Source organism: Micromonospora sp. DT15, assembly GCF_049841475.1.
Classification (GTDB): Bacteria; Actinomycetota; Actinomycetes; order Mycobacteriales; family Micromonosporaceae; genus Micromonospora.
On record NZ_JBNCKJ010000005.1, the window covers coordinates 207036 to 232985 of the forward strand.

A 25950-nucleotide genomic window follows, 5' to 3' on the forward strand; every position below is an offset into this window, starting at 1 on the left:
CCGCAGGATCAGTCGCCGGGCAGATCGCCCTGGTTGGCGTTGCTGCCGGTAGGTGCCGCCGTCGGTTGCGAGGCGGTGCCACCGTCGGCCCGGCTCTGGAGTACACCCCGGCTGAGGTGCAACTCGATCATGTCGAACAGGATCTCGCGGACCTTGGCGTCTCCCGCCTTGACCGCTGTGCCGTCCTTGCGGACCACCAGCGCGTACGCCAGGTAGTGGCCACGGACCTGCCAGCCGACGCGTGCCGGGGCGTTGGCCAGGACATCAGTGCCGTCGCCGTCGTTCCCGGTGAGGCCACGGAAACGGCCCTGCCGCTCGTCGAGAAGTTGCCGGAGCCGATCTCGGGCTCGTTCCGCGCTGACCTTGTCGGTGAGGTTGAACAGGCCGGCGGTGACCAGGTGGCTGTCGTCGGGCGTACTCAGGGTGGCCCGGACGATCTGGTTGCAGCCGAGCCGGACCAGCAGGTCGGCGACCTCGTCGGTGGCGGCGACGGCGCAACTGCCGCTGGACTGTGTCTTGAGCACCTGGTAGCTCGGCTGGCTGTCGGTGAGCTTCAGCTCCTTGCCGGGGAAGAGTTCCTTGGCGGTGAGCGGGGCCTGGTCGGTGTCCCGGGAGTCGAGGGCCAGCCGTTCCGCCGACGCCGACGTCGGGGCGGCGTTCGGCTGGTTCGTCGGGTTGCTCTGCGGCTGCTCGCCGCGGTCGATGAGCAGCGCGGCGGCACCGAGGCCGCAGAGGGCGAGCAGCACCAGGACGGCTGCGCCGCCGATCAGCGCCTGCCACAGTCGACCGCCGCCGCGCCGGGCGGGCGGCTCCGCCGCCGTCGCCGAGGTGTAGATCTGGCTGCGCGGCGGTGCGGGCGGGATGTCGGCGCGTGTCGGCACTGCCTGTGGCGCATCGGCGTGCGCGGCCGGCCCGAGCTGTTGCACCTCGGTACGAGCCGGTGCCGGCTGCGACGAGGGCAGCGAGAGCTGGTTCGGGCGGGGCAGCGACGGCGTGGGGAAGCGTGACGGAGAGGGCCCGGCCGGCGGGGGCGGACCGGCGCCGAGCACCGACAGGTCGGACCCGGGCTCCGGGTACTCCTCGAAAGCGTCCTCATCGGACTGGTACCGATACACCATGTCGCCCAGAGTAGGAGTCATTGTCCCTTTAGGTGGTAATTTCAGGGAAATGTACGTGCGGGCCGTGTCAGGTCCGCCCCGGACCGGTGCGAGAATTGTCGGGTGACCGGCGACCACTACTTCACCGCTCAGCCCACCAGCGACGCCCCGGCGCGCGAGGTCGAGTTCACCGTCGCCGACCGCGACTACCGGCTCACCTCGGCCGGCGGGGTGTTCTCCGCCAGCCGGCTCGACCCGGGCACCGCGGTGCTGCTGCGCAAGGCCGAGCTGCCCGCCGACGACACCACCGGTGACCTGCTCGACCTCGGCTGCGGGTTCGGGCCGATCAGCTGCGTGCTGGCCGACCTCGCGCCCAGCAGCACCATCTGGGCCGTCGACGTCAACGCCCGGGCCCGCGAACTGACCGCCGCCAACGCGGCTCGGGTCGGTGCCGCCGACCGGGTCCGGGTCAGCGCGCCGGACGACGTTCCGGACGACATCCGCTTCGCCCAGATCTGGTCGAACCCGCCCATCCGGATCGGCAAGGACGGGCTGCACGACCTGTTGCTGCGCTGGCTGCCCCGACTCGCCCCGGACGGCGTCGGCTGGTTGGTCGTCGCCCGACACCTCGGCGGCGACTCGCTGCAACGCTGGCTCACCGAGCAGAGCTGGCAGGTCGAGCGGTACGCCAGCCAGAAAGGCTTCCGGGTGCTGCGCGTCACCCGGTAATTGGATGTACCCCCCGACCCACACTGGGGCAGGATCCCGGCGTGGGATACGTGGACGTGGCAGCGGTCGGGCACATCCTGCCCGACGGTCGGGAACTCTTCGCCGACGTGTCGTTCCGGGTCGGGGAGGGCAGCAAGGTCGCCCTGGTCGGGCCGAACGGCGCGGGAAAGACGACGCTGCTGAGGATGGTCGCCGGCGACCTGCCGGTGCGCAGCGGCGTCGTCGCGCGGGCCGGCGGGCTGGGTGTGATGCGCCAGTTCATCGGCATGATCGGCGACGAGTCGACCCTCGCCGACCTGGCGTTGTCGCTGGCCCCGCCGGCGCTTCGCGACGCCGGCCGGCGGCTCGGCGAGACCGAGGCGGCCATGCGGGCGGCCGAGGCCCACGGCAAGTTCAGCAACGCCGCGGGCAAGGCCCAGCTGGCGTACGCCGATGCGCTCGGCGCTTGGGGCGAGGCCGGCGGGTACGACGCCGAAGTGCTCTTCGACACCGTCGCGACCATCGTGCTCGGTAAGCCGTGGGACGCCGTACGGGACCGTCCGGTGCGAACCCTCTCCGGCGGCCAGCAGAAGCGCTTCGCCCTGGAGTTGCTGCTGCGCGGCCCGGACGAGGTGCTGCTGCTCGACGAACCCGACAACTTCCTCGACGTGCCCGGCAAGCGCTGGCTGGAGGCGCGACTGCGCGAGTCGACGAAGTCGGTGCTCTACGTCTCGCACGACCGCGAGTTGCTGGCCCAGAGCGCCGACCGGGTGGTCGCCGTCGAGGGTGGCAGTGCCTGGGTGCACCCGGGCGGCTTCGCCAGCTGGTACGAGGCTCGGGTGGCTCGGCACGCCCGCCTCGACGAGCTGCGCCGGCGCTGGGACGAGGAGCACCAGAAGCTGCGCGAGCTGATGCTGATGTACAAGCAGAAGGCCGCGTACAACGACGGGTTGGCCTCGCGTTACCAGGCCGCGCAGACCCGGTTGCGCAAGTTCGAGGAGGCCGGGCCGCCGCCCGTACCCCCGAAGGACCAGGACATCCGGATGCGGCTCAGCGGCGGGCGGACCGGCAAGCGCGCGGTGGTCTGCGAGCAGCTGGAGCTCGACGGCCTGACATTCCCCTTCGACCTGGAGATCTGGTACGGCGACCGGGTGGCGGTGCTCGGTGCCAACGGCACCGGCAAGTCGCACTTCCTGCGGCTGCTGGCCCGCGGCGGCACCGACCCGGACCCGGCGAACGGCCCGGTCGACGGCGCGGGCGCGCTCGCTCCGGTGATGCACGAGGGGTCGGCCCGCCTCGGTGCCCGGGTCCGCCCCGGGCACTTCTCCCAGACTCACGACCGGCCGGAGCTGATGTCGAAGACGCTTGTCGAGATCCTCTGGCGGGGCGACGAGCACCGCACCGGGATGGACCGGCACGCGGCGATGGGTGTGCTCAGCCGCTACGAGCTGGCCGCGCAGGGCGACCAGCGCTTCGGGACGCTCTCCGGCGGGCAGCAGGCCCGGTTCCTGGTGCTGCTGTTGGAGCTGTCCGGGGCGACCCTGCTGCTGCTCGACGAGCCCACCGACAACCTCGACCTGGCCAGCGCGGAAGCTCTCGAAACGGGCCTGAACGCCTTCGAGGGAACGGTGATCGCTGTCACCCACGACCGTTGGTTCACCCGCTCCTTCGACAGGTTCGTGCTGTTCCGAGGCGACAGCGAGGTGGTGGAGACCCCGGAACCGGTCTGGGATGTCGGGTGATCCCCAGCGACCTGCCCGACCGCCTGTGCGCCGTCGAGGGGGTGGTGGCCGTGGCGCTCGGCGGCAGCCGGGCGCGCGGCGAGCAGCGCCCGGACTCCGACTGGGACCTGGGTCTCTACTACCGGGGTGAGCTGGACCTGCCGGCGCTGCGTGCGGTGGCCGCGACGGTCGCCGACACCGCCGTCGCGCTCACCGCCCCCGGTGGTTGGGGGCCCTGGGTGGACGGGGGTGGTTGGCTGCGGATCGGCGGGGTCGCCGTGGACTGGATCTACCGGGACCTCGACCGGGTGCACAGCGCCTGGGCGGACTGCCGGGCCGGCCGGTACGAGGTCGGGGTGCAGGCCGGGCACCCGCTCGGGTTCTACTCGTCCGCCTACGTCGGCGAGGTGGCGTTGTGCCAGGTGCTGGCGGACCCGACCGGCCAGCTGACCGCGCTGAAGGAGCAGGCCCGGGACTATCCGCCCGCGTTGGCCGACGCGCTCGTGGCCGGCGGCTGGGAGGCCGGGTTCCTGTTGGCCGGCGCGGCCAAGGCCGCCGCAGGCGGGGGCAGCGGGTACGTCGCCGGCTGCCTGTTCCGGGCGGTCGGAGTGCTCGCCCAGGTGCTGCACGCCCGGGCTGGCCACTGGTTGATCAACGAGAAGGGGATGATCGCCGCAGCGGGCCGGCTGCCGGGGGCGCCTCCGCGTTTCGCGCAGCGGGCGCAGGCACTGCTCGGTGGCGTCGGCCGCAGTCCGGCCGAGCTGGCCGCGACCATCAACGCCGCCCGTGAGCTGGTCACCGAGGTGGTCGGCTGAGCCGCCGCCGAGGTGGCCCGCACCGAGCCGGCATAGGGTGGATCGCGTGACTGACATGACCTATCGCCGGCTGGGCGACTCCGGGCTCGTGGTGTCCGTGGTCGGCATCGGCTGCAACAACTTCGGCCGCAAGTTGGACCTCGACGGCACCCGGGCGGTGGTGGACGCGGCCCTGGACGCCGGGATCACCCTGTTCGACACCGCCGACATCTACGGCGAGCCGCAGGGCGGCTCCGAGGAACTGCTCGGGCAGGCGCTCAAGGGCCGCCGGGACGACGTGGTGGTGGCCACCAAGTTCGGCATGGACATGAACGGTCTCAACGGACCGGACTACGGCGCGCGGGGTGCGCGGCGCTACATCGCCCGCGCGGTGGAGGCGTCGCTGCGCCGGCTCGGCACCGACCACATCGACCTGTACCAGATGCACGAGCCCGACCCGGGCACCCCGATCGACGAGACCCTCGCCGCCCTGGACGACCTGGTCCGTGACGGCAAGGTGCGCTACCTGGGCAACTCCAACTTCGCCGGCTGGCAGATCGCCGACGCGGACTGGGTCGCCTCGTCCAACGGCCGGTCCCGGTTCATCAGCGCGCAGAACCACTACAGCCTGGTGGAGCGGTCCGTGGAGGCCGAAGTGATCCCGGCGTGTGAGCGGTTCGGCCTCGGCATGCTGCCGTTCTTCCCGCTCGCCAACGGCCTGCTCACCGGCAAGTACAAGCGGGAGGCTCAGCCGCCGGCCGGCAGCCGGCTCTCCGGTGGTGGCCGGTACGCGGAGCGGCTCGCCGCGGCCGACTGGGACACCATCGAGGCGATCGAGGCGTACGCGGCCGAGCGGGGTCTGACGATGCTCCAGGTGGCGATCGGCGGACTGGCCGCCCAGCCGGCGGTGACCTCGGTGATCGCCGGTGCCACCACGCCCGAGCAGGTGCGTGCCAACGCCGCCGCCGGCGTCTGGGAGCCCAGCGACGACGATCTGGCGGCGCTGCGCGCCATCCTCTGACGGCGCGCTGTCGCTGATCCACCCGCGTTCCGTGAAGGCGGGGCATCTGCGGTCTGCGGAAGCCCCGACTTCACGGAAGCCCCGACTTCACGGAAGCCGAGACGACACAGGGCCGGGCCGCTCGTCGCGGCCCGGCCCTGTCATGCACTGCTTTGGTCAGGTGGTGCGTCGGCGGCCGAACAGCATGGCCACCCCCATCGCGACGGCGACGAGCACGAGACCGGCCGCCGCGAGCGGCCACCAGGCGGCGCTGCCGGCGTCATCCGTCGGCGTGGTCACCGCGACCGGCGCGGGCGCCGGCGGCGACTGTGCCGCCTTCGCCTGCACCGTGGCGGTGGCCTTGCCCGCCAGGGGAGCGGGGGAGTTCACCGACACTTTCCACGTGCCGGTGGAGAGCACCGGGCCGCTGCTGTAGAAACCCTGCCCCTCGGGCTGCGGTTCCAGCTGCACCGGCCCGACCCGCTGCCCGTCCGGACCGGTGGCGGTGAGGACCAGCCGCACCACCTGTTCCAGCCGGCGGCCATCGGCGTAGGTGGCCTGGATGGTGACGCCCTGAGCCCCGTCGCCGGCCACAGTGAGTTTGAGCTTGTCGGCCTGCGCCGCCGGGGCGGCCTGCGCTGCTTGCGCCGCCTGCGCCGCCGGGGCGGCCTGAGCGGCCTGCGCCGCCGGGGCGGCGGCGGACAGGGTCAGGGCCAGCCCGACGAACACGGCGGCCAACGCCTTGCGGATACCGGTCACGGACATCTCCCTTCCTACCGATGAGGGAGGCCCCTCCCCGACGCCGCAGCGCCGAGGAGGGGCCTCGTCGGATCAGAGCTGGCGACCGGGTGCCAGCCGGGTGGCGTCGCCACCGAGCCGTCCGGTGCCCTTGACCGAGTCACCGTCGTTCGCCTTGACCCCGGCCTTGCTGGCCGCGCCGCCGAGCCGAACGATCATGGCGTCGGCGTCCCGGATCAGGACGTCCCGGACCTCCGCCTCGCCCACCAGCGCGGTGTCGGAGGCGAGCGTCCGGAACGCGGTCAGCTGCCGGACAGCCGCCTTGTCGTCGCCGGCCGCCTCGGACGCACGGACAGCGTCGAGCTTGTTCGACAGCTGCTTGTGCGCCTTGGTCGAGAGCCGCCCCGTCGCCTTGAACCGGTCCAGCAGACTCTGCATGTCCCGGAACGAGGTGGTGACGAAGAACCGGACCGTCGAGGTGGTCTTGTTGCCCGCCTTGTCGGTCGCGGTCACGGTCAGCTCGTGCAGGCCGAGCGACAGGTCGTACATGGCCTGCAGGGTGCCACTGGTGTACGCCTGGCCGTCGAGCTGACCGACCACGCTCGCGATGCCCGAGCTCGGGTCAACGGCCTGCCAGGCCACCCGGACGTCCTGGCTGTCGCCGTAGAGCTGGCCGTCGGCCAGCCCGGACACCAGCAGCGTCGGCTTGGTGCCGTCGATGCGCAGCACCGCCGACTTCAGCGTCTCGACGTTGCCCGCCTTGTCCGCCGAGCGGAACAGCAGCTCGTGCTGCCCGTCGCCGGTCACCTCGATCGGCGTCGAGTACGGCGCCCACGCGCCACCGTCAAGCGACCACTCCACCGTCTTGACACCGGAACCGGCGTCGGTGGCGGCCAGCACGACCGGGATGGTCCCGTTGTGCCAACCGGCGTCGTTCGCCGGAGCGAACGTCGCCGAGGTCACCGGCGCGGTGGCGTCGATCTTGACCGAGACGGTCTTGGTCGCCTCCACGTTGCCGGCCTTGTCCGTCGAGCGGAACCGGAGCTCGTGCTCGCCGTCCCCGCTGACCGCCACCGGAGCGGTGTACGCCGTCCAGGTGGTGGACCCGTCCAGCTGGTACTCCGTGCTGCCGAGCCCGCTACCGCCGGCCTCGTCGGCACCGGTGAGCGTGATCGTCACCGGCCCGGTGTACCACCCGTCGGTCGGGGTGCCGGAAACCGCCGCAGTGGTCACCGGTGCCGTCTCGTCGGCCACCTCCGTGCTGAGCCGGAAGTAGTCGAACGAGGCGGTCTTCGACGCCGTCTGGTTGGCGCCGAGGGTGAACAGCCCGACCTTCGGGGTTGCCCCGACCGCGCTGTTGGTCAGCGCCTCCAACGCGGTCCAGGTCGTGCCGTCGGCCGAGTACGACGCGGTGAACGTGTCGCCCGTGCGGGCCAGCCGCAGGTGCCACACCGCCGAGGTCAGGTTGCCCGCCTCGGGCTGCGGGTTCTGGACCGCCCCGGCGATCTCGCTGCGGAACTCGATCCGCCGCGTCACCGCCTGGCCGGCCTGGTTGTCCGCGATGAAGTCGAGCTTCAGGTAGTTGTCGTCGTCGGCCTGCACGAGCAGACCGGCCTGCTGGTACTGCTCGTTCAGCAGACTGCCGTCGACCTTCGTCTCCAGGGTCCAGTCGCCTGACGGCGCGGTCTGGAGGATGAAGTTCTTCGGCCCGGTGTTGTCGGTGCCGTAGATGTCACCGTTGGGCACGTCGATGCGCAACGAGCCATCGGTGACCCGGTAACCGTTCGGGTCCTCCCGAAGGATCGCGTCCCACCGGCACTTGTCGAGCGTGCTGCCGGTGAACTCGTCCGACGGGTCGACCGGCCCGGCCGGGGCGTCCGGCGTCACCTGGAACGAGTCGAAGGCCGCGTCGACAACAGGTGCCTCAGTGCCACCGTTGAGCGCGAAGACCCCGATCCGCGGGTTGGTGATGCCGGCGAGCGCCGCCGAACGGCCCACCGGGGTGAACGTCTGACCGTCGCCCGAGGCGGACGCGGTCAGGTTCGTCCCGTCGCTGGTGATCCGCAGGTACACGGTGTCACCGGCAGGTGCGTTGGTGGCGTCGGCGGCCTCGTTGCGAGGAGTCGCCGCCGTCTCCCGGATGAACTCCACCCGACGACTGCCGTTGTACAGCAGGTCCACCTTGGCGTAGTTGTCGTCGTCGCCGTACACCAGCAGACCTGCCTGCTGGTAGTTGGCCGTCACCGGCAGGGTGACCTTGGTGGTCATCTCCCACGCGCCGGTCGGGGCCGCCTGGAGCACCAGGTTCGTGGCGTCGTTGCGAGCGCCGTAGAGGTCACCAACGCCAGTGGGCAGCCGGAGCGCGCCGCCACTGAGCGAGTAGAGCTGGTTCTCCCGGATCACGCTGGTCCAGCGGGCCTTGTCGAGGCTGTTGCCGTTGAAGTCGTCCGAACGCGCCCCGAAGCAGGACGTGTCCGGAGCGTCGACCCGCACCGGCACCGTGGCGTACGACTTGGCGCCCTTGCTGTCGGTCACCGTGAGGGTGGCCGTGAAGGTGCCCGCGGTGGTGTAGGTGTGGCTGGCGTCCACTGTGGTCGCCGTGCCTCCGTCACCGAAGTCCCAGGCGTACGTCAGCGGGGTGTCGCCCTCGGCGTCGGTGGCCGTGCCGTCGAAGGCGACGGTGACCGGTGCGGTGCCGGTGCCCGGGGTGGCGGTGGCGCTGACCACCGGCGGCCCGTTCTCGGTGACACCGCGGCCGACGAAGTCCATCCAGTTGACGTTGAACAGCGAACCACTTCCGCCGCTCGGATCGCGCGCCAGGAAGTACAGCGAGCCGCTCGCGGCACCGGTGACCGGCGCGCTCACGTCCGTGTACGTCTGCCACGCCCCGGTCGACGGTACGACGGCCGTGGCGACCACCGGTCCGTCGACAGCACCGGCGCGCACCTCGATCCGACCGCCAGCGGCGGCGGAGGCGGCGCGGAACCGGATCTCGGTGATGTTGGTCAGGTTCGCCGGGGCGACCGACCACCAGTCACCGTCCTCGATGAAGGCGATACTCTGGCCGCCACCGGCGGTGTCGGCGCCGGCCTCGCGCTGCACGCCGGGGTCTCCACCACCGGTGCTCACCGGGGCGCGCCCGGTGGCGGTGAAGTACTCGGCCTGCTTCTGCTTCGGCTGGAGGACCTCGATCTGCCGGCCGGTCAGGGCACCGGAGCCACCGGCACCACCCTCGTCGGTGTAGGTGGCCTCGAAGACCGCGAAGACGTTCGCCTCGGCGCCGTGCCCGGAGGCGAGCGACGTCTGGACGGTGCCGGTGCAGCCGGTGTGCTGCTCCAGCGGGTGGGCGTGCTCGTCGTGACCGAGCAGCACCTGCAGCCCGACCCGGGCGCAGTCGATCTCCCCGTCCTCGGGGTCGGTCACCTTGATGGTGTACCGGACCTGGTCACCCCAGTTGAAGAACCCGCCGTCCGGCGGGAACTCGATGGTGACCGTCGGCGCGGTGTTGCCGACCGTCACCGGCACGTTCGCTACCGCGGTCCGACCCTTGGGGTTGGTGACGGTGAGCTGGGCGGTGTAGTTGCCCGCCGTGGCGTACGTGTGGGTCGGGTTGGCCTCGGTCGAGGTCTGCCCGTCGCCGAACGTCCAGGCGTAGGTGAGCGTGCCACCGTCCGGGTCCCGGGAGCCGGCGCTGGAGAACGTGACGGCCAACGGCGCCGGACCCGAGGTCGGGTTGGCGGACGCCGCCGCGATGGGCGCACGGTCACCGGCGGTGTAGTCGATCCGGTAGACGCCGGAGTTGTCGTTGTTGCCACCGAAGCCGCTGCCCCACTCGATCAGGTACAGCGCGCCGTCCGGGCCGAACTCGAAGTCCATCGGCCGGATCATGCTCATGCCGGTGAGCAACTGGTTGATGTCCACCAACGACTTGCCGTCGGGGGTCACCTGCATGGTGTACATCTTGTTCTGGTTCCACTCACCGAGCAGAGCCTTGCCGTCGTAGTACGCCGGCCACTTGCGGTTCGAGTTCAGGTCGGCGTCGTAACGGTAGACCGGGCCACCCATCGGGGCGCCGCCGCCGCCGATCTCCGGGTAGCGCGCGTCACCGGCGTACCCGTAGTCGACGGTCGCCGGGACCACCGGCGGGAGGTTGGTCAGGCCGGTGTTGTTCGGCGAGTTGTTGACCGGTGCGGCACAGTCGAACTTCGGGCCACTCGGACCGGACGGGAACGTGTAGTCGTTGTACGCCTCGTTCGTGCCCGTGCAGTACGGCCAGCCGTAGTTGCCCGGGGTGACGATGTTCCACTCGACCAGACCGCGGGGGCCACGGTTCGGGTTGTCGGTGTTGGCGTCCGGCCCGTAGTCGCCGACGTACAGCGTGTTGGTCTTCGGGTCGGTGCCGATCCGGAACGGGTTGCGGAAGCCCATCGCGTAGATCTCGGGACGGGTCTTCTCGGTGCCCGCCGCGAAGAGGTTGCCGGCCGGGACCGTGTAGGTGCCGTCGTCCTCCGGGTGGATCCGGATCACCTTGCCGCGCAGGTCGTTGGTGTTCGCGGAGGTGCGCTGCGCGTCGTAGTCCTGGCGGCCCGCCCGCTCGTCGAGCGGCGAGTATGAGTTCGACTCGAACGGGTTGGTGTTGTCACCGGTGGCCAGGTAGAGGTTGCCGTCGCCGTCGAAGGTCATGCTGCCGCCGGCGTGGCAGCAGGTGTTGCGCTGGGTGTCGACCCGGAGCACCTGCTTCTCGCTGGCCAGGCTGATGGTGTCGCCGGTGACCGTGAAGCGGGACAGCAGGTTGCGGGTGACCCCGTCGTTCGGGGCGTAGTACAGGTACACCCAGTTGTTCGTGGCGAAGTCCGGGTCGAGCCGGATGCCGATGAGACCGTCCTCGTTGCCGGTGAAGACGTCCAGGTCGACGGCGGTGACGGTGTTGCCGGTGTCCGGCTTCACAATCTGCACGCGACCGTCACGCTCGATGTAGAAGACCCGCCCGTCGGGGGCGATGTCCAGCTCCATCGGGTTGCTGGTGTTGCTGTCCAGCGTGACCTTCTCGAAGTTCGAGGTCTTCGAGGCGCCACAGTCGGCGTTCTCGACGCCGGCCGCGGTGCGGATGCCGCCGAGCAGGTGGGACAGGAACTCGGGCTCGGCGTACGACTCCCGGGTGTGGCCCAAACCGGTGTACCAGGAGCGGCCACCGTCGTAGTCCTGACACCAGGCGACCGGGTGGTCCGCACCCATCGCGCCGGCGCCCGGGGTGTAGCTCTTCTCGTCCAGGCTGGCCAGCACGTGCACGTCCGGCCGGGGGTTGCTCTGGTAGTTGTACCACTCGTCGAACCGGGACCACCGGTCCGGCAACCCGGCCGTGGACGGGTGGGCGTGGTCCTCCACCTTGACGGTGGCCGTCTGGTTCTGCGGGTGGTTGGCGAAGTACGCGCCGACCAGGTCGCCGTACCAGGCCCAGCTGTACTCGGTGTCCGACGCGGCGTGGATGCCGACGTAGCCGCCGCCGGCCTTCACGTAGCGCTCGAACGCCGCCTGCTGGTCGGCGTTGAGCACGTCACCGGTGGTGGAGAGCCAGATCACCGCCTTGTACTTCGCCAGGTTGGCGTCGTTGAATGCCGCGCCGTCCTCGGAGTTGTCCACTGTGAATCCGTTGGCGGCGCCGAGCTGCTGGATGGCGGCGACGCCGGTGGGGATCGAGTCGTGCCGGAAGCCGGCGGTCTTGGAGAAGATCAGGACGGAGAAGGGATCGGCCGCTGCCTTTGGCGCCTTCGGCGCCACCTGGCTGACCGGGGCTGCGGCTTTCGCATCCCGTGGGGGAACCTGGGCGGCCGCCTGCGCGGGCGCGCCGAACAGGGTGGTCGAGGCCATGGCCAGGGAGATCAGGGTTGCGGTGATTGGTACGCGGGCACGACGAGAACGGGACACGCCGCCTCCTGTGTCGTAGTGACAGAGCTCGCGGGAGTCGGCTCGCCGAAGGCCGTCCCTGATGGAGCCGGTGGTCACACCGTGCCAGGGTGCCCCCACCGACATTTTGTCGAATCGCTGAACAAATTAATTCGGCTGGCTCGATGTCGGGCAAGATGCAGACGGGTAACGGTTCTGCAACGGGGGGCGACATTCCGAACAGGACCGTATGAAGTGCCCCATTGGATCTAGCTCGTTTTCACGCCGCCGGCCCGGCCGGCCACCGCCCACCCCGCGCCTTGGCAGGCCGGCGGATCTGTCGTACGGTGACACGCAAGTAACCCACGGGAGCCCGGTGTACCGGGCTGAGAGGGGGGCTGACAGCCCCCGACCGTCGAACCTGATCCGGATAATGCCGGCGCAGGGAGGAGCGTTGCCGTGCCGTCCCTGGGGCGATTGCATCTCATCACCGACACCCGACCCGGTCGTGACCCACTCGCCGTGGTCCGCGCCGCCCTCACCGTGGCCCACGCCGACCTGGTGGTGCAGGTCCGGGTCGAGGATTCCGCCACCGACCGCGAGGCGTACGACCTGACCGGGCGGGTGTTGGCGCTCTGCGCGCCGTACCGGGCGACCTGCCTGGTCAACGACCGGTTGCACGTGGCGCTGGCGCTCGGCGCGGCAGGTGGGCACGTCGGCGCCGACGACCTGCCGGTCGCCGCCGCCCGCCGGGTGCTCGGCCCCACCGGTGTGCTGGGCGCAACCGCTCGCGCGCCGGGCCCGGCGGCCGAGGCCGTCGCGGCGGGCGCCAGTTACCTGGGCGTCGGTCCGTGTCACACCACCAGCACCAAGACCGGCCTGCCGGACCCCATCGGGCCCGCCGGAGTACGCGCCGTCGTCGACGCCGTCGACGTTCCGGTCATCGCGATCGGCGGAGTGACCGCGGCCCGGGTGCCGGCGCTGCGGGCCGCCGGGGCGTACGGGGTGGCGGTGGTCGGCGCCGTCTCCTCCGCCGCCGATCCGGCACGGGCAACCGCCGAGCTGATCGAGGCTCTGACGTGCTGACCGGCCGGTCCCCGTCACCGCTGTCGAGCGACCGGGTCCGGCCGGACGTGGCAGTGGTGGGGGCGGGGCCGATCGGGCTGGCCATCGCCTGGCGTTGCGCCGCTCGCGGGCTGCGGGTGGTGGTGCACGATCCGGCACCCGGCTCGGGGGCGTCGGCGGTGGCCGCCGGCATGCTCTCTCCGGTCGCCGAGGCGTACTTCGGTGAGCGGCAGCTGACCGGGTTGCTTTTGGCATCCGCTGCCCGCTGGCCAGCGTTCGCCGCCGAGTTGACCGAGGCGACCGGGATCGAGATCGGCTACCGGACCGAGGGCACCCTGATGGTCGGGCTCACCGGCGACGACCTCGCCGAGGCGCGCCGGCTGTGGGCGTACCAGCAGGGGTTGGGCCTGCCCGTGACGCCGCTGCGCCCCAGCGAACTGCGCGACAGCGAACCGGCGCTCGCCCCACGGGTGCGCGGCGGTGCGCTCGCGCCCACCGACCATCAGGTCGACCCCCGGCTGCTGGTGCCGGCGCTGCGCACGGCCGCGCAGCGGGCCGGCGCGGTGCTCGTGCCGCAGCCGGTCCGGGGGTTGTCCGATGTGCACGCATCGGTCACCGTTGTCGCCGCCGGCTGCGGGGCCACAGCGCTCACCGGCCTGCCCGTGCGGCCGGTGAAAGGTCAGATCCTCCGGCTCCGCGCGCCCGACGGCGTCGCGCCGGGCTTCCGGCACGTGATCCGGGGGTACGCCGACGGCGAGCACGTCTACCTGGTGCCCCGCGCCGACGGTGAGGTGGTGCTCGGCGCGACGGTCGAGGAGCGCTCGGACACCACTGTCACCGCCGGTGCTGTGCAACGGCTGCTGCGCGCCGGGGTCGACCTGCTGCCCGAGCTGGCCGAGTACGACCTGGTCGAGGCGGTCGCCGGGCTGCGCCCGGGCACCCCGGACAACGCGCCGATCCTCGGGCCGCTGCCCGACCGACCGGACGTCCTGGTCGCCACCGGGCACCACCGGCACGGCATCGTGCTCACCCCGATCACCGCCGACCTGATCGCCGACCTGGTGCTGGGTGGCGTACCCGACCCGCTGCTCGCGCCCTTCCGCGCCGACCGCTTCGGCGGTGCCACGGTGGCCGCGTCGGGCCGACCTGAACCGCGTGTGGAGGGGGACCTGTGGAGTTGACAGTGAACGGGGCCGGGCGCAGCGTCGCCGCGGGCGCGTCAGTGGCGGACCTGGTCCGCGACGTCGTGGCGCACCCACGTGGGGTGGCGGTCGCGGTCAACGGCGAGGTGGTGCCCCGGACCGGCTGGCCGGCCCGGGCACTGCGCGACGGTGACCGGGTCGAGGTGCTCACCGCGGCGCAGGGCGGGTGAGCGGCGTGCCGTTCGAGCTGGGTGGGGAGACCTTCACCTCACGGCTGATCCTCGGCACCGGCGGTGCAGCGAACCTGTACGTCCTGGAGCAGGCGATCCGGGCGTCCGGCACCGAGCTGGTCACAGTGGCGCTGCGCCGGGTGGGCACGGCACCGGGCTCGACGGGTGGGCTGTTGGAGCTGCTGGACCGGTGCGGCGTACGCCTGCTGCCGAACACCGCCGGCTGCCACACCGCGACCGAGGCGGTGAAGGTGGCCCGGTTGGCCCGGGACGCGTTCGACACCGACTGGGTCAAGCTGGAGGTGATCGGCGACGAGCGGACGCTCCTGCCCGACGGGGTGGAGCTGCTCCGCGCCGCCGAGGAGTTGGTAGCCGACGGTTTCACAGTGCTGCCGTACACGAGCGACGACCCGGTGCTCGCCCGCCGCCTCGCCGACGTGGGCTGTGCCGCGGTGATGCCGGCCGGCTCCCCGATCGGCTCGGGGCTCGGCATCGGCAACCCGCACCACATTCGACTCATCCGGCAGGGTGTGGACGTGCCGGTGATCCTCGACGCCGGCATCGGCACCGCGTCCGACGCGGCGCTGGCGATGGAGCTGGGCTGTGACGGGGTGCTGCTGGCGAGCGCTGTCACCCGGGCGGCCGACCCGGTGGCGATGGCCACCGCGATGCGGTACGCCGTCGAGGCGGGCCGACTGGCGGCCCAGGCCGGCCGGATCGAGCGCCGCTTCCACGCGCTCGCCTCCACCCCCGACGAGGGAAGACCCGAGCTGTGACACCGCCGTCCGGGGTTGTCCTGTTGACCGACCGGCGCGTCGCGCGGGAAGGGCTCGACCGGGTCGTGGCGGGAGCCGTGGCCGGGGGAGTGCGCTGGGTGGTGCTGCGGGAGAAGGACCTGCCCCGCGCCGAACGCGCCGCCCTCGCCGCCGACCTGCGCGCGATCCTCGCCGACGTCGGCGGAACCCTCATCGTGGCCGGCCCCGACCCGCTCGGCGGCGACGCCGTGCACCTGCCCGCCGCCGGCCCGTACCCGCCGCCAGCCCACCCGCTGGTGGGCCGCTCCTGCCACGACCGCAGCGAGCTGGACCGCTTGACCACCGAGCACTACGCGACCATCTCCCCGGTCCACCCCACCAGGACAAAACCGGGTTACGGCCCACCCCTGGGCACCGACGGCCTACGCAAGCTGGTCGAGGCCAGCCCGGTACCCGTGCTGGCCCTCGGCGGAATCGAAACCCCAGAACAGGTGACCGCCTGCGTCCAATCAGGAGCCACCGGAGTAGCAGTACTAGGGGCCCTCATGCGAGCAGAGAACGCCACCGAAACAGCCGCCACCCTCACCAGGGCTTTTCAAGAGGCGGTCACCCCTGAGCTCTCACCACCCGAAGCGGGGTCACCCAGGTCTCCACGACGGGGGCTGCGGCCGACAGTGCCCACGCAGGGATCAAGCCTGACCGCCCGGAGTGGGCACTGTCGGCCGCAGCCCCAAACCGCAACTAAAGAGGGCAAATGACCCCGCGAACACTACTGACTATCGCCGGCTCGGACTCCGGCGGCGGCGCCGGCATCCAGGCCGACCTCAAGGTCTTCGCCGCGCTGGGCGCGTACGGCACCAGCGTCCTCACGGCGGTCACCGCGCAGAACACCCGGGGTGTCGACGCGGTGCTGCCGCTGCCCCCGCGCACCGTCACCGAGCAGTTGGACAGCGTGCTCACCGATTTCACCGTCTGCGCCGTGAAGACGGGGATGCTCGGCACCCCGGCGATCGCCGACGTGGTGGCCGAGGCCGCCCGGGACAACCGGCTGCCCCACCTCGTCGTCGACCCGGTGCTCGTCGCCACGAGCGGTCACCGGCTCGGCGTGGTGGGTGCGGTGGAGCGGCTGCTGCCGTACGCCACCGTGGCGACCCCGAACTGCGCGGAGGCTGCGGCGATCACCGGACGCCCGGTGGACGACGTGGCCGCGATGGTCGTGGCCGCCGAGGCCCTGGTGGCCGGCGGCCCGGAGTACGTGGTGGTCACCGGAGGTGACCTGGACGGGGGCGAGGCGGTCGACGTGCTGCACGGCGGCGGCGTCACCACCGTGTTGCGCGCACCCCGGGTGACCACCCGGCACACCCACGGCACCGGGTGCTCGTTCTCGGCGGCGATCGCGGTGCGGCTCGGTCTGGGCGATCCGGTGCCGGCCGCCGTGGGGGCCGCCAAGGAGTACGTGCTCCGTGCGCTGACCGGCGCGCGGGGCTGGGAGCTGGGCGCGGGGCGCGGGCCGCTGAACCACTTCGGCTGGTCCGCTTGATCACCAGGGAGGCTGTCATGCACGCACGAGGCAAGGTGTACGTCGAGGGTTCACGGCCGGATGTCCGGGTGCCGTTCGCGGAGGTGGGGCTGACCGGTGACCTGCCGCCGGTGCGGCTCTACGACACGTCCGGCCCGGGGTCGGACCCGGAGGTGGGGCTGCCCGCACTGCGGGGCCCGTGGATCGCCGAGCGGGGTGACGTGGCGCCCGTACGGGGTGCGGGTACCCCGCTGGCCGGGGTGGGCAATCGCCGGCCCACCCAGTTGGCGTACGCGCGGGCCGGTGTGGTGACGCCGGAGATGGAGTTCGTGGCGATCCGGGAGAACGTCGAACCGGAACTCGTGCGGGCCGAGATCGCCGCCGGCCGGGCGGTGCTCCCGCTCAACGTCAACCACCCGGAGTGCGAACCGGCGATCATCGGTAAGGCGTTCCTGGTCAAGGTGAACGCCAACATCGGCACCTCGGCGGTCAGCTCGTCGGTCGCGGAGGAGGTGGAGAAACTGACCTGGGCCACCCGCTGGGGCGCGGACACCGTGATGGACCTGTCCACGGGTAAGCGGATCCACGAGACCCGGGAGGCGATCGTACGGAACTCGCCGGTGCCGATCGGGACGGTGCCGATCTACCAGGCGTTGGAGAAGGTCGGCGGCGACCCGGTGAAGTTGAGCTGGGAGGTGTTCCGGGAGACCGTGATCGAACAGGCCGAGCAGGGCGTGGACTACATGACTGTGCACGCCGGGGTGCTCCTGCCGTACGTGCCGCTGGCCGTGGACCGGGTGACCGGGATCGTGTCCCGAGGCGGTTCGATCATGGCGGCGTGGTGCCTGGCGCACCACGAGGAGAACTTCCTCTACACCAACTTCGAGGAGCTGTGCGCGCTGCTCGCGCGCTACGACGTGACGTTCTCCCTCGGCGACGGGCTGCGCCCCGGGTCGATCGCTGACGCCAACGACGAGGCACAGTTCGCCGAGCTACGCACCCTCGGTGAGCTGACGAAGATCGCCTGGGCGTACGACGTCCAGGTGATGATCGAGGGCCCCGGTCACGTACCGATGCACAAGATCAAGGAGAACGTGGACCTTCAGCAGGAGTGGTGCCACGAGGCGCCCTTCTACACGCTCGGTCCGCTGACCACCGACATCGCGCCCGCGTACGACCACATCACCTCGGCGATCGGCGCCGCGATGATCGGCATGTTCGGCACCGCGATGCTCTGCTACGTCACGCCGAAGGAGCACCTCGGCCTGCCGGACCGCGACGACGTGAAGGCGGGCGTGATCGCGTACAAGATCGCGGCACACGCGGCGGACCTGGCCAAGGGGCACCCGGGCGCGCAGGCCTGGGACGACGCCCTGTCGAAGGCGCGGTTCGAGTTCCGCTGGGAGGATCAGTTCAACCTCTCGCTGGATCCGGAGACCGCGCGCTCGTACCACGACGCGACCCTGCCGGCGGAGCCGGCGAAGACCGCACACTTCTGCTCGATGTGTGGCCCGAAGTTCTGCTCCATGAAGATCACCCAAGAGCTCAAGGAGTACGCGGCGCGCGGCATGAAGGACAAGTCGGAGGAGTTCGTCTCCGGCGGGAGCCGGGTCTACCTGCCGCTCGCTTGATCTGCCCGTTGCCGGGCCGTCCTGCGGGGCGCGCGGAGTCGCCCTGCCCGGTCCGGCGCGGGTGCCGTCGCTTGATCGACTCGGGTTCACGGATGTCGGGGCGTCCCGGTGAGTGGGTTGGCCCGGTATCAATGAACCCGAGTCGATCAAGCGGTTGGGCGGTGGATCTGAGCGCCGCGTGACGCAGGTCGGTTGCGGCAGATCGGTCGGGGTGGGTCAGTCGCGGTGGTGTCGACCGGTGGAGCGCAGTGATCGGCGGTCGTTCTCTTGCGCGGGCTCGTTGTCCGTCACCGGCTTGCTCAGACCGGCCACCCAGTCGACGAACTCCTCGTCCTGGGTCGCCAGCGGCTCCGCCTCGTCCGACGTCTTGGGGCTCTCCTCGGCGGCGCGGGACCGGTTGCGGCGGAACAGCCCGCCGAGCCGCCCGCGTCGGGAGGGCTGCTCTGCCACCTTCGGCGCCGTCGACGCTGCGGACGCGCCGTCGGCAGGTGCCGGATCGGCGGTGTCGGCGGGGGCGCTCGCGGCGTTCGCGGGCGCACCGGTCAGGCCCGGACGTTCGGCCGGAGCGGTCGTCTCGCTGGCCTCGGTGGGCGCCGTGGGTGCCGGCGAACTGTCCGGCGATCCTGCCGACCTGCCCCGCCGGGAGGTGTCGAATGCGTTCCAGGTGCCGGCCCGGCTCAGGTCCGGCAACGGTGCCCGATGCCGGGGCCTCGGCGTCGGCCCGGTCGGCGCGTCAGCACTGCTCGATCCCTCCGATGCCGTTGCCCCCGGCTCGGATGCCTGCGGTGGCACCGTCCACGTCGAGGTGACCGGCCAGGCCGACGGCGCGGGCGTCCACCGCCCCGTGTCCGGGTCGTCGGCGGCGGTGGCCGCGAACAACCCGGCGGTGGGAACGTCCTCGGCGGCGGACCGCGCGCTGTCGGTGCCACGAGCCCCGGCGATCGCGGAATCGCTGGTCGCGTCGGCCGCTGCTGCCTTGCTGTCCGTGCCGGCTTTCGGGACGCGCGGTGTGGCTTTCGCGCCAACCTGGCCGGCAGTGGTGGTCGGTGCTGGTGTCGCCCCGGTCCCGGTGGGCGGGGTCTGTGTGGCGTCGGTCGGCGTGCTGGGGGACTCCGGGTTGGCCGGCACCTGCGTCGCGCCGGTTTCGGCGGTCGTGGACGCGGCCGGTGCTCGCTTCGAGCCGGTGCCGGAGGTGGCAGGTGCTCGCTTCGCGCCGGTAGCGGTGGTCCGGGCTGCGGCCGTGCCGGAGGCAGCCGCTGAGGCGACCTCGGAGGTCGAACTCGACACCTCACCAGGGCTTTCCTGGCGGAGCGCCGGAGTGTCGGTGGCCGTGCTGTCGGCGGACCTGCCCGGCCGGGTGCCCTTCGTGGCGCGGCCGGTGGTCGTCGCGTCGGTGGTCGTCCCGCTTGCGGTAGTCGCGCGAGCGGTCGTCTTGCTTGCGGTCGTCTCGCTTGTGGTCGTCGCGTCGGCGGTCGTCTCGCTGGGTGTTGCCGAACCGGCAGAGGACGTGTCGTCGGCCACGTCGGAGGCGGTGGCGTCCGGGTTGGCTTTCGACTTGCGGCTGCGTCGCGGCTTGATCGTCGGCGGCGCCTCGGGCGTGCCGTGGTCGAGCGTGCCAGCGGTGCTCGGGGTTGGCCCCGTGCCCGTCGATGCCGTGGCGTCGGGACCGGAAGCCTCAGTGCCCGGCGATGCCGTGCTGGTCGCCTCGGTGCCGCTGCCCGCGCTGGTCGGGCTGGAACCAGGTGCGCCCGTGGCGCTCGACGTGTCGGCGGACTTGCGGGTGGTGCGCCCACCGGTCGGCCTGCCACTGGTCGCCGTGCTGCCGCTCGGGTCCGTCGCCGTGCTGCCGCTCGGGTCCGTCGCTGTGCTGCCGGTCGGCTCGTCGACAGCCCGGCCGCCCGCCGGGGTCGCGGCGTCGGCGCGGCCGGCCGTCGTGCCGGTCGCGGTGGCGTCGGTGACGATGCTGACGTCCGCGCCGGCCGAGGGCTCGGTAGTGGCCAGGACATCATCCTGACGCGGCGGCGTCTGCCCAGCGGCGGTGAACTCACCGGTCGGCGCGGTCAGCCAGGCCGCGGGCTGAGCCGGTGCGGCGGGAGTAGCAGTGGCGGGAGCCGGACCGTGCTGTCCGCTCGCTGTGGTCGCCGGCCAGTCCCAGTGGGCCGGGACGGTGCGTACGGCATCGGAATCGCCCGCCGCCCACGGACCCGCAACGACGCCGGCGGGCTTCGTGCGGGTGGCCAGCTCCGTGTCGGTGCCCCCGGCGCTGTCCGTGTCGTTCGGCGCGCTGTCTCCGCCGTTCGCCGCGCTGTCAGTGTCGTTCGACGCGCTGGTCAGCGCCGGGCCGGTGGACAGCGGGCGCAGGATGGCGGTGGGCTCGATCGCCTGCGGATCGGTGGTACGGGTGCCCATCGGCCAGCGCAGCAGCGCGGCGGCGGCCGCGCCGAGCGCTCCGGCGAGGATCGCGATCAACGAGCCGTAGTAGGGGGCGGTCTGGTAGCGGTCCACCGCGTCGCCGGGACCGGCGGTCAGGTAGGCGAACGCCACCAGCACCGGACCGGCCACCCCGGTGGCTCCGCTGACCAGTGGAGCCTGACCCCGCGAGCGAGCCAGCCCGGCGGTCGCCGCGCCGGCCAGCAGCGCCACGATGGGCAGCAGGAGCATCGCCAGTCGCTGTGCGGCGGCGTCGTCGAGCCAACTCGGCTCCAGTACGCCGAGCCGGACGGTCGGCAGTGGGCCGGCCGTGCCGAGCGACGGTAGGACGGAGATCAGCGCCAGCAGCCAGACCGTGCCGGCCACGGCCGCCATGTTCCACCCCAGCTCGGGCCGGAACAGGACGGCGATCGCCGCGCCCGCCCCGATCACCGCACCGACCATGGCGCAGATGCCCACCGCCCAGACCGGGTCAACGGAGATCAGCTCCGCAGCGCGGGCGGGCTGCATGCAGAGCGGAGCGATGACTGTGGCACCGAGCGCTGCCGCGCCACCGACCGCCAACTGCCGGCCGGTGCTGGCCGCCGGAGCGTCACGGCGAGCGAGGCGTCCGGTCAGGACGGCGCCGGCGACGGCTGCGTTGGCGGCGAACCAGCCCACCCAGACCAACTGGGCCGGCCACTGGTTGACAGTCGTACCGGTGAATGCGCCGGTCAGGCGGACGATGCCGAAACCGTACGCGACGCCGAGCTGGCCGGCTCCGGCCAGCACGCTCACCCCGAGCGCCGTGAGCAGCAGTCTGCCCCAGGTCCGAAAGGCCATGTCCGGCACGTTACGCACCCGGTACACCCGATAGCCAACGGCGCGCCGCGCGGCACGCCGGTGGCCATCGGCGGGTCTACTTGAGTTCGACCAGCCGAGCCAGGTAAGTCGTATCCCCGACATTGGTCAGCATGTGCACCGCGCCCGGGTCCCGGTAGACGACTCCACCGGTGGGCTCGTCGGCGTCGATCAGGGTGCCGTCGATGGTCTGTACGACGTTCTTGGCGCCCTCGATCGCCACCACCAGGTAGGGGTGGTCGTGCCGGTGCAGCGGTTGCCGCTCGCCCGGCTCGAGGCGGATGTGCCAGACCCGGACCCGGTCGTTCTCGTACACGATCTCCTGGCCCACCGGTCCGAGTTCGGTTCCGTCGATCACGTCGGTCATCGTGCTCCGTCCAGTTGGGGCAGCACCTCGGCGGCGATCAGCTCAAGGTGGTCGAGATCGTCAAAGTCGATCAGGCGCAGGTGTACCCGGGTGGTACCGATCGCGGCGAACTCGCCGAGCCGCTGCGCGAGCTGCGCGGGGGAGCCGACCACCGGGTCCTCCGGTGGCAGAGCGCTCTTCTCGTGCAGAGGGGCGGCCCGACGCTGGGCCTCCGCGTCGGTCCGGCCGATGGCGACGACGATCCCGGCGGACAGCACCAACGGGGCGCGCCCGGACTCCGTCCGTCCGGTGCGCTCACACGTCTCGCGCACCCGGTCGTACGCCTCGGCGGTGGCGGCCACGGACTTGAACGGCATGTTGAACTCGTCGGCGTACCGGGCAGCCAGTTCGGGTGTGCGCTTGGGGCCACGCCCGCCCACGATGATCGGCGGGCCGGGCACCTGCACCGGCTTGGGCAGGGCGGGAGCGTCCACCAGCCGGTAGTGGTCGCCGGTGAAGCTGTAGGTCTCGCCGAGTGGCGTTCCCCACAGCCCGGTGATCACCTCAAGCTGCTCGGCCAGCCGGTCGAAACGCTCCCCGACCGCCGGGAACGGGATGCCGTACGAAGTGTGCTCGCGCTCGTACCAGCCGGCGCCGATGCCGAGGTCGACCCGGCCACCGCTCATCTGGTCGACCTGCGCGACCATCACCGCGAGGGGGCCGGGCAGGCGGAACGTGGCCGACGTCACCAGGGTGCCGAGTCGGATCCGCTCGGTCTCCCGGGCCAGCGCGGCGAGGGTCAGCCAGGCGTCGGTGGGGCCGGGCAGGCCCGGGTCGGCGCCCATCGACTGGTAGTGGTCGGCGCGGAGGAAACCTTCGTAGCCGCAGGCCTCGACCAGCCGGGCGAACCGGAGCTGGGTGTCGTAGCTGGCGCCACGGTTCGGCTCGGTGAAGACCGACACCCGCATCGTCAGTGTCCTTCCGCGCCGGCGGTGGCCGGCTGTTCGCGTTCCATCAGCAGTTCGTGCAGGTCGGCGCTGACCTGGGCGACGTCGGCCAGGTGGGCGTTGCGGCCCAGGGTGCGGGGCCGGGGGATGTTCACGTCGACGACCTTGCGGATCCGGCCGGGGCGCGGGCTCAGCACGACCACCCGGTCGGCGAGCAGCACCGCCTCGTCGATCGAGTGGGTGACGAAGACGATGGTCGGCTTGTTCTCCATGTGCACCCGCTGGAGTTCGCCGGAGAGTTCCTCGCGGGTGAGCGCGTCCAGTGCGGAGAACGGCTCGTCCATCAGCATCACCCGGGGCTCACCGATCAACGACCGGCACAGCGACACCCGCTGCTGCATTCCGCCGGAGAGTTCGTGCGGCAGCCGCTTCTCGAAGCCGGCCAACCCGGCCACGTCGAGCAACTGCCGGGCCCGCTCCCGGTGCTTGGCGCGGCTCCAGCCGAAGATCTCCACCGGCAGCAGGACGTTGTCCAGCACGGTGCGCCAGGGCAGCAGCGCCGGCTTCTGGAACAGCATGGCGATGTCCTGGCGGGGGCGGGCGATCGGCGTACCGGCGACGGTGATCTCACCGGCGCTCAGCGGGAGCAGCCCGGCGATCAGCCGCAGCAGTGTGGACTTGCCACAGCCGGAGCGGCCGAGTACGGCGACGAACTCGCCCTCGGCGACGTCGAGGTTGATACCGCGCAGCGCCTCCACCCGGCCGGATCGGCCCTCGAAGGTACGGGACACCCCGGACAGTCGGATCATCTCCGGCGTACCTCCGCTGAGTGGACGGTCAGGAATCCGACAAAGGCTAGCCGCCCTGTCGAGGTATCGCACCGGCTGGGGTGGTCGTCAGGTTGTTTCCGTTCCGCAACCCGATACGCCTGGCGTCGCAACTGTGGGTTTCTCGTACGCTGTGCCCGCGAAGAGTCCCCCCACGACGGCGGCGTCCGGCTTCCACCCCTCCCGCCGGCCCGTCACGACAACCCCCTCCGGTGGCCTGCCGGCCCCGGTCGGAAAGGACATGGTGCACTGATGAGAAGGCTGACCCGTACGGTCGCTACGGCCGCGCTGGCCACCACCCTCGCCCTTGTCTCCGCCTGCAGCAGCGGGTCGGATTCGGCCGACGACGCCAAGGGCGGCGACGGGACGACGCTGACGAAGGTGACCTACCTCACCTCGTTCGGTAACTTCGGCCGTGACTCCTACGCCTGGGTGGCGAAGGACAAGGGCTTCTTCAAGGACGCCGGTTTCGACGTCGAGATCAAGGCCGGTCAGGGCACCGGTGGTGTGATCCAGACCGTCGTCGGCGGCCAGGCCGACTTCGGCCCGATCGACCTCACCGGCGGCCTGCTCCAGCTCGGCAACGGCCAGGCGAAGGACTTCACCGCGGTGGCCGCGATCCAGCAGCGCACCATGGCGGGCATCGCCACCGTCGAGGGCAAGAACATCAGCTCGCCGAAGGACCTGGAGGGCAAGAAGCTCGCCGACACCCCCGGCTCCGTGGTCCGCAACCTGTTCCCGACGTACGCCCGGCTCGCCGGTGTGGACGCGACCAAGGTGACCTGGGTCAACGGTGAGGCGCAGAACCTGATCGGCACGCTGGCCGCGGGCTCGGTCGACGGCATCGGTCAGTTCGTCGTCGGTCAGCCGACCATCGAGGCGGTGGCCAAGAAGAAGGCCGTCATGCTGCCGTACAGCAACGTGATGCAGGACCTCTACGGCAACGTGCTGATCACCTCCTCGAAGATCGCCAAAGAGAAGCCCGAGATGGTGAAGAAGTTCACCGCGGCGCTGCTCAAGGGCCTGGAGTACAGCCTGGCGAACTCCAAGGAGGCCGCCGACATCCTGAAGAAGAACGTCGACGCCACCAACCCGGTCTCCGCCGCCGCCGAGCTGGAGCTGATGGCCGCGTACGTCCGTTCCGGCAACACCGGCACCGCGATCGGCACCCTGGACAGCGGTCGGGTCGCCAAGAGCATCGCCATCCTGCAGGGCGCTGGCGCGCTGAAGCAGAACATCACCCCCGAGCAGATCATCGACTTCAGCCTCGCGCCGAAGGCCTGATCGTCCGGTCGTCATCAGGGGGTACGTCCCGCCGATCCCGGTGGGGCGTACCCCCGTCGCTCGTCGGCCCCCGGCGGGCCGTGGGATTTCGAGGAGGACAGAGATGACCGACGTCCGGTCAGCGGACCCGGCGGTGGCGGAACCTCCGCCCCCGAGTGCCGGCCCCGAGGTGGGGCGCGCGGGTCGAGGTGCCGGTCTGCGGGCCGGGGCCGAGGCGGTGCTGCCCGCGGTCGGCATCCTGGTCGCGCTGGCGGCGTGGTGGCTGGTCGCCCGGCTGGAGCTGGTCCACCCCGCAGCCCTGCCCCCACCCGGCGACGTGCTCACCGCGTTCGTCGACAAGCCGGCGCAGCTGCTGGAGCACACCTGGGACACCACGTTGGAGATCCTGACCGGGTTCGCCCTCTCGGTGGCCGCCGGTGTGCTGATCGGCCTCTCGCTGGCCAGTTCCCGCACTGTGGAGCGGATGTTCACGCCACTGCTGGTCGCTGTGAACGCGGTGCCGAAGATCACGCTGGGTCCGCTGCTGGTGGTCGCGCTCGGCTGGGGTCAGAAGCCGATCCTGACAATGGTGTTCCTGCTCTGCTTCTTCCCGATCGTGCTGTCCACCGCGACCGGGTTGACCACCACGCCGGCCGACCTGGCCGAACTGGTGCGGTCCTGGAACGCCTCCCGCTGGCAGGCGTTCCGCAAGGTGCGCTTCCCGGCCGCGTTGCCGCAGATCTTCGTCGGGCTCAAGGTGGCCATGCCACTGGCCGCGATCGGCGCGGTGATCGGTGAGTTCCAGGCCGGCGAGAGTGGCCTCGGCTACGTCATCACGCAGTACGCCGGCGTCGGCGACACCGCCACCGCCTGGGCGGCGATCATGCTGGTGGCGCTGGTGAGCATCCTGCTCTACTCGGCGCTCCTGCTGATCGAGCGGTTCGCCCTGCCCTGGGTGCGAGAAACCACAAGCAGCCGCTAACCAACAGAAGAGATCACAGAGCAGCACCAAGA

20 protein-coding genes and 1 riboswitch are annotated in these 25950 nt (G+C 71.6%); of the genes, 13 read left to right on the top strand and 7 right to left on the bottom strand.

Features of this window, described 5'->3' with window-relative positions; all coding sequences use genetic code 11:
• Window positions 1-8: 8 nt before the first annotated feature.
• Window positions 9-1118, bottom strand: a complete 1110-nt coding sequence (locus ACLQ3F_RS13475) for a hypothetical protein (RefSeq protein WP_425848952.1) — start codon at window positions 1116-1118, stop codon at window positions 9-11.
• 102 nt (window positions 1119-1220) lie between these two features.
• Between ACLQ3F_RS13475 and ACLQ3F_RS13480 the strand changes: the two genes are divergently transcribed.
• From ACLQ3F_RS13480 to ACLQ3F_RS13495, 4 genes are read left to right on the top strand one after another with little or no spacing between them, the layout of a single operon-like run.
• Entirely contained in the window at window positions 1221-1826 is a 606-nt protein-coding gene (locus tag ACLQ3F_RS13480) for a class I SAM-dependent methyltransferase (RefSeq protein WP_357207850.1), read from the top strand.
• 41 nt (window positions 1827-1867) lie between these two features.
• Complete coding sequence (locus ACLQ3F_RS13485; RefSeq protein WP_425848955.1) at window positions 1868-3547, top strand: ABC-F family ATP-binding cassette domain-containing protein; 1680 nt, start codon at window positions 1868-1870, stop codon at window positions 3545-3547.
• Complete coding sequence (locus tag ACLQ3F_RS13490) at window positions 3544-4341, top strand: nucleotidyltransferase domain-containing protein (RefSeq protein WP_425848957.1); 798 nt, start codon at window positions 3544-3546, stop codon at window positions 4339-4341. Before ACLQ3F_RS13485 ends, ACLQ3F_RS13490 begins: the two co-directional genes overlap by 4 nt.
• Before the next feature lie 37 nt (window positions 4342-4378).
• Window positions 4379-5341 carry an aldo/keto reductase gene (locus tag ACLQ3F_RS13495; protein WP_357207843.1) on the top strand — a complete coding sequence of 321 codons (963 nt, stop codon included), beginning with the start codon at window positions 4379-4381 and terminating at the stop codon, window positions 5339-5341.
• Window positions 5342-5497: 156 nt separating this feature from the next.
• On the opposite strand, the gene ACLQ3F_RS13500 is transcribed toward ACLQ3F_RS13495, so the two are convergent.
• Window positions 5498-6085 (bottom strand): hypothetical protein, encoded by a 588-nt coding sequence (locus tag ACLQ3F_RS13500; RefSeq protein ID WP_425848961.1) that lies wholly within the window; start codon window positions 6083-6085, stop codon window positions 5498-5500.
• 66 nt (window positions 6086-6151) lie between these two features.
• A complete protein-coding gene (locus tag ACLQ3F_RS13505) occupies window positions 6152-11983 on the bottom strand; it encodes a ThuA domain-containing protein (protein WP_425848964.1) in 5832 nt (1943 codons plus the stop codon).
• Between the two features lie 313 nt (window positions 11984-12296).
• A riboswitch (TPP riboswitch) is annotated at window positions 12297-12406 on the top strand.
• Between ACLQ3F_RS13505 and thiE the strand changes: the two genes are divergently transcribed.
• The 7 genes from thiE (at window position 12401) to thiC (ending at window position 18283) form a co-directional block, all read left to right on the top strand.
• Entirely contained in the window at window positions 12401-13027 is a 627-nt protein-coding gene (gene thiE, locus ACLQ3F_RS13510) for a thiamine phosphate synthase (RefSeq protein WP_425848967.1), read from the top strand. (Overlaps the previous riboswitch by 6 nt.)
• Window positions 13021-14187 carry a glycine oxidase ThiO gene (thiO, locus tag ACLQ3F_RS13515; protein ID WP_425848969.1) on the top strand — a complete coding sequence of 389 codons (1167 nt, stop codon included), beginning with the start codon at window positions 13021-13023 and terminating at the stop codon, window positions 14185-14187. The genes thiE and thiO overlap by 7 nt, the downstream gene beginning before the upstream one ends.
• On the top strand, window positions 14178-14378 hold the full coding sequence (gene thiS / locus ACLQ3F_RS13520; protein ID WP_425848971.1) for a sulfur carrier protein ThiS: 201 nt from the start codon (window positions 14178-14180) through the stop codon (window positions 14376-14378). Before thiO ends, thiS begins: the two co-directional genes overlap by 10 nt.
• The gene (locus ACLQ3F_RS13525; RefSeq protein ID WP_355009620.1) at window positions 14375-15154 is read left to right on the top strand and encodes a thiazole synthase; all 780 of its coding nucleotides are present in this window, start codon (window positions 14375-14377) and stop codon (window positions 15152-15154) included. Before thiS ends, ACLQ3F_RS13525 begins: the two co-directional genes overlap by 4 nt.
• Window positions 15151-15891 (top strand): thiamine phosphate synthase, encoded by a 741-nt coding sequence (locus ACLQ3F_RS13530; protein WP_425848972.1) that lies wholly within the window; start codon window positions 15151-15153, stop codon window positions 15889-15891. Before ACLQ3F_RS13525 ends, ACLQ3F_RS13530 begins: the two co-directional genes overlap by 4 nt.
• A complete protein-coding gene (gene thiD, locus ACLQ3F_RS13535; protein WP_425848974.1) occupies window positions 15888-16673 on the top strand; it encodes a bifunctional hydroxymethylpyrimidine kinase/phosphomethylpyrimidine kinase in 786 nt (261 codons plus the stop codon). Before ACLQ3F_RS13530 ends, thiD begins: the two co-directional genes overlap by 4 nt.
• 17 nt (window positions 16674-16690) lie before the next feature.
• Complete coding sequence (gene thiC / locus ACLQ3F_RS13540) at window positions 16691-18283, top strand: phosphomethylpyrimidine synthase ThiC (protein ID WP_357204323.1); 1593 nt, start codon at window positions 16691-16693, stop codon at window positions 18281-18283.
• A 216-nt stretch (window positions 18284-18499) separates the two neighbouring features.
• Here thiC and ACLQ3F_RS13545 read toward each other — a convergent pair whose 3' ends face one another.
• The 4 genes from ACLQ3F_RS13545 to ACLQ3F_RS13560 all read right to left on the bottom strand — a co-directional run bounded on the left by ACLQ3F_RS13545 (window position 18500) and on the right by ACLQ3F_RS13560 (window position 23655).
• The gene (locus tag ACLQ3F_RS13545; protein ID WP_425848976.1) at window positions 18500-21535 is read right to left on the bottom strand and encodes a hypothetical protein; all 3036 of its coding nucleotides are present in this window, start codon (window positions 21533-21535) and stop codon (window positions 18500-18502) included.
• Between the two features lie 76 nt (window positions 21536-21611).
• Window positions 21612-21920, bottom strand: a complete 309-nt coding sequence (locus ACLQ3F_RS13550; protein WP_328652122.1) for a cupin — start codon at window positions 21918-21920, stop codon at window positions 21612-21614.
• A complete protein-coding gene (locus ACLQ3F_RS13555; protein WP_425848978.1) occupies window positions 21917-22867 on the bottom strand; it encodes an LLM class F420-dependent oxidoreductase in 951 nt (316 codons plus the stop codon). Before ACLQ3F_RS13555 ends, ACLQ3F_RS13550 begins: the two co-directional genes overlap by 4 nt.
• Before the next feature lie 2 nt (window positions 22868-22869).
• Window positions 22870-23655, bottom strand: a complete 786-nt coding sequence (locus tag ACLQ3F_RS13560) for an ABC transporter ATP-binding protein (protein ID WP_355009627.1) — start codon at window positions 23653-23655, stop codon at window positions 22870-22872.
• Window positions 23656-23925: 270 nt separating this feature from the next.
• On the opposite strand from ACLQ3F_RS13560, the gene ACLQ3F_RS13565 reads away from it, so the two are divergent.
• Window positions 23926-24957 (top strand): ABC transporter substrate-binding protein, encoded by a 1032-nt coding sequence (locus ACLQ3F_RS13565; protein WP_425848981.1) that lies wholly within the window; start codon window positions 23926-23928, stop codon window positions 24955-24957.
• A gap of 103 nt (window positions 24958-25060) precedes the next feature.
• Window positions 25061-25918 carry an ABC transporter permease gene (locus ACLQ3F_RS13570; protein ID WP_357199051.1) on the top strand — a complete coding sequence of 286 codons (858 nt, stop codon included), beginning with the start codon at window positions 25061-25063 and terminating at the stop codon, window positions 25916-25918.
• Window positions 25919-25950: the final 32 nt, after the last annotated feature.